This window comes from Pseudonocardia sp. NPDC049635 (genome assembly GCF_040659795.1).
GTDB lineage: Bacteria > Actinomycetota > Actinomycetes > Mycobacteriales > Pseudonocardiaceae > Pseudonocardia.
In genome coordinates, this window is record NZ_JBFAON010000010.1 from 190,952 (window position 1) to 197,147 (window position 6,196).

Annotated in this window: 4 protein-coding genes; all 4 read right to left on the minus strand. The window is 75.8% G+C overall.

Features of this window, described 5'->3' with window-relative positions:
* The 4 genes from ftsZ to AB0J24_RS15130 all read right to left on the minus strand — a co-directional run bounded on the left by ftsZ (window position 1) and on the right by AB0J24_RS15130 (window position 5,563).
* Window positions 1-1,407: a cell division protein FtsZ gene (gene ftsZ, locus AB0J24_RS15115; RefSeq protein ID WP_358681060.1), complete on the minus strand. Its 1,407-nt coding sequence runs from the start codon at window positions 1,405-1,407 to the stop codon at window positions 1-3.
* A 320-nt stretch (window positions 1,408-1,727) separates the two neighbouring features.
* On the minus strand, window positions 1,728-3,020 hold the full coding sequence (locus AB0J24_RS15120) for an FtsQ-type POTRA domain-containing protein (RefSeq protein WP_358681063.1): 1,293 nt from the start codon (window positions 3,018-3,020) through the stop codon (window positions 1,728-1,730).
* A gap of 51 nt (window positions 3,021-3,071) precedes the next feature.
* Window positions 3,072-4,502 carry a UDP-N-acetylmuramate--L-alanine ligase gene (gene murC / locus AB0J24_RS15125; protein ID WP_358681065.1) on the minus strand — a complete coding sequence of 477 codons (1,431 nt, stop codon included), beginning with the start codon at window positions 4,500-4,502 and terminating at the stop codon, window positions 3,072-3,074.
* Window positions 4,499-5,563: a UDP-N-acetylglucosamine--N-acetylmuramyl-(pentapeptide) pyrophosphoryl-undecaprenol N-acetylglucosamine transferase gene (locus tag AB0J24_RS15130; RefSeq protein WP_358681091.1), complete on the minus strand. Its 1,065-nt coding sequence runs from the start codon at window positions 5,561-5,563 to the stop codon at window positions 4,499-4,501. The genes murC and AB0J24_RS15130 overlap by 4 nt, the downstream gene beginning before the upstream one ends.
* Window positions 5,564-6,196: the final 633 nt, after the last annotated feature.

Genomic DNA, 6,196 nt, shown 5'->3' on the forward strand with positions numbered 1-6,196 from the left:
TCAGCGCCGCATGAACGGCGGGACGTCCACCTCGTCCTCGACCGGGTCCGCAGGCCGGGCAGCCGTGGCGGAACCGTTGCCCGTGCCGGCCTGTGCCGTGCCATGCTGCGTGGCGCCGTGCTGGGTCACGCCGTGCTGGGTGGCGCCGTGCTCGGTGCCGGCCTGCTCCGCGCGGAGGTCGGGCTGCCGGGGCGCGGGCGCGGTCGGCTGCGCGGGCGGCAGCACCCCGGTCCGCTCGGGCGACGAGGGCACCGATGCGGGCAGGTGCGGCGCCGACTGCGCGGAGCCCGTGCCCGAGCCGTATCCGGCCGGGTTCTGCGCAGGAGTGCCCGCCTGGGACGGCTGCGCGGCCTGGTTCTGGTTCGGCGCCTGGCTCTGGGCGCCCGTCCCGGCCGCGGGCTCGGACGCCTTCTGGGTACCCCGGCTGAACACCGCGGGCTCCAGCTTCTTGTGCGTCGGGGTGCCGCCCTCGAACCCGGCTGCTATCACGGTGATCCGGACCTCGTCGCCGAGCGAGTCGTCGATCACGGTGCCGAAGATGATGTTGGCCTCGGGATGCGCGGCCTCCTGGACCAGCGACGCGGCCTCGTGGATCTCGAACAGGCCCAGGTCGGACCCGCCCGCGATGGACAACAGCACGCCCTGCGCCCCGTCCATCGACGCCTCGAGCAGCGGGGAGTTGATCGCCTTCTCCGCGGCCTGCACCGCCCGGCCCTCACCGCGCGCGGACCCTATCCCCATCAGCGCCGAACCCGCTCCGGACATGACCGACTTGACGTCGGCGAAGTCCAGGTTGATCAGGCCCGGGGTGGTGATCAGGTTGGTGATCCCCTGCACGCCGGAGAGGAGCACCTCGTCCGCGGAACGGAAGGCGTCCATCAGGGAGACCCCGACGTCGCCGAGCTGCAGCAGGCGGTCGTTCGGGATGACGATCAGGGTGTCGCACTCGTTGCGGAGCGCCTGGATGCCGTCCTCGGCCTGACCGGCCCGCCGACGGCCCTCGAAGGTGAACGGGCGGGTGACGACACCGATGGTCAGGGCGCCGAGCTTGCGGGCGATCGACGCGACGACCGGCGCACCACCGGTGCCCGTGCCGCCGCCCTCGCCCGCGGTGACGAAGACCATGTCGGCCCCCTTCAGGACCTCCTCGATCTCCTCGGCGTGGTCCTCGGCGGCCTTGCCACCGACGTCGGGATTGGCGCCGGCGCCGAGCCCGCGGGTCAGCTCACGACCGATGTCGAGCTTCACGTCGGCGTCCGACATGAGCAGGGCCTGGGCGTCGGTGTTCACCGCGATGAACTCGACGCCCTTGAGGCCGACCTCGATCATGCGGTTGACGGCGTTCACGCCGCCGCCACCGATGCCGACGACCTTGATCACGGCCAGGTAGTTGTGCGGGGGCGTCATGCGCGGCACCTTCCAGTCGCTCGGGGGGTCCGGTCCAGCTCCGGGTGCCCCGGGCCTTCTGGCGAGACGCTAGGTCGCCGCCCCGGCCCGGGTCCAGCAGGCGCGCCGCGCGTGGGCAACACCCCGCCCGGGTGGTTCACCGTTCCCGGTCACGGGAAACGCGCTCGGTTGCCGAGCGGTGACCCTACGCCGAACCTGCCCTCGGTACGGAAGGGCTCGCGGTGAGGTTGGCCCGCACGGGCCGGACGGCGGGAGGCCTTCCGGCTGTGACGCGAGGGCCGTTCGGGTGGCATCGCGACGCGTTCGTGCACGCCGGGCGGTCAACGGCGGACCGTGACCAGGGCCGGGCTGGAGACGTCGTAGACCGTCCCCTCCTGTTCGAGCAGCGGACCGAGGACCTCGGCCCGCTGCGCGAGCGCAGCACTGTCCGCCCACGGACCCCACAGGACCCGCCGGCCCTCGGTCAGCCCCAGCTCGAAGGTGCTCCCGCCGGCGCCCAGGGCGAGCGTCTCGACCTGGTCGCGCACCGGTTCCGGCAGCGCCTGCAGCGCGGTGACCGCGGCCAGGGTCGCCGGATCGTCCGGGGCGACGTTCGGCAGCTCGAGCCGGGGCAACCGGAGATCGGGCGGCGCCTCCCGGTACGCGAAACCGGTCACATCCACCAGCTGCAGCACGTCCGGAGTCGCGACCAGCGCGGCCGGGGTGCGTTCGGAGACGGTCACCGCCAGCGTCGCCGGCCAGACCCGGCCGACGTCGACACCCGCGACACCGGGAATCGCCGAGACCCGCGCCGCGACGGCGTCGGTGTCGACCGCGGCGAGCGGGACGCCGGTACCGACGTCGGCGGCGGCTTCGACGTCGTGCACCGGGATCTGCCGGGTCCCGGTGACCTCGACGGCCGACACCGGGGGCCCGAACCTGCCGAGTGCCCACCAACCCGCCGCGGACAGACCGATCAGCACGACCAGCACCGTGGCGAGCAGCGCGATCAGCCGGCGTCGCCGGTGCCGCGGATCGGCGGTGCGGCCCCGCGCGGCCGATCGCGCGGACACCCGGTCGCGGGCCGTCCCGCCGGTCTCCCGCCGGGCGGGGCGGTCACCGGTACCGGGCCCCCGGCCGGTGCCCGTCCTGGCCGGTCGACGGACACCGTCGCGGTCCCGTCCGCCCACGGTGCCGGTGGTGTCCGTACCTGCGGCGTCGATGCCGGTGGCGTCCGAGGCGGCTTCCGACGGCGGACCCGGGGCGGCTCCCGCGGTGGCGTCGGTGGACCGTTCCGCCGCCCGGCGGGCGCGGATCCGGCGTGCCCGCTCGGCCGCCGCCCGTTCCTGCTCCGGGGTACGGCGCGCGGCGGCACCCGATCGGCCCGCACCGTCCGGGCGCCGGGTGCCGGTCCGCCGGTCGGCCCGGTCGGCCCGGTCGGCCCGGTCGGCCCGGTCGGCCCGGTCGGCCCGGTCGGCACCGACGGTGTCGTCGGAACCGGGCCGGCCGCCGGTACCGGGTGGACTATCGGCACCGGGTGAGCGGCCGGTGCCGGGTGGGCCGCCGGTGCCGGGTGGGCCGCCGGTGCCGACCGAGTTGCCGGCGCCGCCGGTGTTGCGGGTGCCGCTGCCCATCGCGTGTCCCCTCGCGCGTCGTCGGTGCCGGACGTGCACGGCACCACCCCGTCACTCCCGGTCGCCCCCGGCGAGTTCGCGCAGGATCTCCGGGCCGAGTGCCGTGACGTCACCGGCCCCCATCGTGATCACCGTGTCGCCCTCGACCGCGAGCGCCGCGACGGCCGCGGGGGTCTGCTCCCACGACGGGGCGCGGTGCACGCGTTCGGCCGGCAACCGCATCTCGTCGGTGATCAGTGTCGGGCCGACTCCGGGTTCGGGGTCCTCCCGGGCACCGTAGACGTCGAGCACGACGACCTCGTCCGCGAGCGAGAGCGACTCGCCGAACTCGCGCGCGAACAGCCGGGTCCGGGAGTAGAGGTGCGGCTGGAACGCGACCAGCACCCGGCCGCGCCGGCCGTGCACGGTCGGTGCCGCCTCGCGGGCCGCGCGCAGGGTGGCGGCGACCTCGGTGGGGTGGTGGGCGTAGTCGTCGTAGACCGAGACGCCGCGGACCCGGCCCTTGAACTCGTAGCGGCGCTGCACCCCGCCGAACCCGGCGAGCCCGTCGAGCAGGGTGTCGGGGTCGGCCCCGGTCTGCCCGGCGGCGAGGAAGGCGCCGAGCGCGTTGAGCGCCATGTGCTCGCCCGGCACGCCCAGCCGCAGCTCCCGCTCGGTCCCCGCGTGCCGGAACAGCGACCGCGATCCGGTGCCCTCAGGGGTGAAATCGAGCAGCCGGGCGTCCAGCGCACCCGGTGCGGAGCGGCCGTACCGCAGTACCCGGACACCGGCCCGCTCGGCGGCCGCCGCGACGGTCTCGGCTCCGGGATCGTCGGCGCAGCTGACCAGGACGGCACCGGGAACCAACCGGTCGAGGAACCGCTCGAACACGGCGAAGTAGGTCTCGGCGTCACCGTGGTGGTCGAGATGGTCCGGCTCGACGTTGGTGACGACCGCGACCGACGGGGCGAAGGCGGTGAACGACCCGTCGCTCTCGTCGGCCTCGACGACGAACACCTCGCCGCTGCCGTGATGCGCCCCGCTGCCGGAGATCGACAGGTCACCGCCGATCGCGAACGACGGGTCGGCACCGGAGTGCTGCAGGGCGACGGTGATCATGGAGGTGGTCGAGGTCTTGCCGTGCGTCCCTGCGACCGCCACCAGCCTGCGGCCCTCGGTGAGCGCCGCGAGGGCGACCGCCCGGTGGACGACCGGCAGTCCCCGTTCGCGGGCCGCCGCGAGCTCGGGGTTCGAGTCCCGGATCGCGGTGGACACGACCACGGTGGGTGGGTCCTCGCCGTCGTGGCGCAGGTGTGCGGCGTCGTGCCCGATCTCGACGCGCGCGCCGAGCGCGCGCAGCGCGGTGACGGTGCGCGATTCGCGGGCGTCGGACCCGGAGACGGTGATCCCGCGGGCCAGCAGGATCCGGGCGATGCCGCTCATGCCGGCACCACCGATGCCGATCAGGTGCACGTGGGTGCCGAGCAGGTCCGGGGCGCTCACCGGCGGGCCACCTCCATCACGATGCGGGCGAGTTTCTCGTCGGCCTCGCCGTGCCCGGCCGCCCGGGCCCGCCGTCCCATGGCCAGCGCCAGGTCCGGGTCGGTGAGCATCGGCATCAGCTCGTCGACGGCGCGGGCGCCGTCCATCTCGTCGTCGGGCACCAGCTTCCCACCGCCCGCCTCGACGACCGGGCGGGCGTTGAGCGCCTGCTCCCCGTTGCCGTGCGGTAACGGGACGTAGACGGCGGGGAGCCCGACCGCCGTCAGCTCGGCGACCGTGGTCATCCCGGACCGGCCGAGCACGACGTCGGCCGCGGCGTAGGCCAGGTCCATCCGTTCGATGTAGGGGGTCGGGAAGTAACCGGGTCGCGGTGGTGCCGGGGTCCCGTTGCGTCCGTAGGCGTGCAGCACCGAGATCCCGCGTTCGGTGAAGGCGGGCAGCGACTCCGCGACGGCGTCGTTGAGCGTGCGAGCGCCTTGCGAACCGCCGAAGACGAGCAGCAACGGCGAGTGCGGGGGCACGTTGAAGTAGGTACGTGCCTCCGGCCGCAGCGCCGCCCGGTCGAGGGTGGTGATCGACCGGCGCAGCGGCATGCCGACCACCTCCTCGTTCGCCAGCCCGGTCCCGGGCACGGCGGTGGCGACGGCCGCGGCGAACCGGGCGCCGACCTTGTTCGCCAGACCGGCCCGGGCGTTCGCCTCGTGGACGACGATCGGGACTCGTCCGCGTGCACCGAGATAGGCCGGCAGCGACACGAACCCGCCGAACCCGACCACGACGTCGGCCTGCACCGCCTCCAGCACCCCGCGGACCCGGCGCACCGCCCCGCGGACGTTGCCGGGCAGCTTGAGCAGGTCGGCGGTGGGCTTGCGGGGCAACGGCACCGGCGGGATCAGCTCCAGCGGGTAGCCCCGGGCCGGGATGAGCTGGGTGTCCAGCCCCTTCTCCGTGCCCAGCGCGGTGACCCGGGCGCCCGGGACGAGCCGGCGGATCGCGTCGGCCAGCGCCAGCGCGGGTTCGATGTGCCCGGCCGAACCCCCGCCTGCGACGACGACGGACAGGCCGCCAGGTGCGTGCTGCGGGAACTGCTCCCCGGCCGGGCGGGAGGTGGCGGGCGGGAAGGCGCGGGTGCCCTCCGGGCCGGTACCGCCGCCGGGCACCGGGCCTGCTCCCTCACCGGGCGTGCCCGGGACGGGCCCACCGGGGCGGCCGGGGCCCCCCGGTGGACCTGGCTCGGCGAGGCTCACCGGTTGCTGCGGGACCGGCCGGGCGGGGAACGGGGGCCGGCCCTGGCCGGGCGACGGCACCTGGCCGAGCTGCGCCGGACGCACGGGCTGGTCGGGGAGACCGGGCACGGCGCCCTGCCCCGGATGCCGGCCGAAGTGGCCCGGCCGTGCCGCCCGGCCCTGGTCGGGCCGGCCGGGCCCCTGCGGGGTCAGCTGCGGAGCCGGCCCGGGGCCCGGACGGTTCGGCGCGCCCGGCTGCCCGCCGAAGGCCGGCTGCGGACCGGCCGGGCGCGGTGCTCCGCCCGGCGCCGGCATCGCGCCGGGGGGCTGCGGGCTCCCCGGGGCCGACGGGACGCCCGGAGGCTGTGGCCCCCCTCGCCGCGGCAGGCCGCCGGGGCTCGGACGGCACCCAGGTCATCACCGGCGGTTACGACGGGACGGTGCGGGTGTGGGACCTGGCCACCCGCA

Excerpts from the sequence above, each read along its gene's own strand:
- ftsZ (WP_358681060.1), bottom strand. The coding sequence starts at position 1,407 with ATGACGCCCCCGCACAACTACCTGGCCGTGATCAAGGTCGTCGGCATC.
- AB0J24_RS15120 (WP_358681063.1), bottom strand. The coding sequence starts at position 3,020 with ATGGGCAGCGGCACCCGCAACACCGGCGGCGCCGGCAACTCGGTCGGC.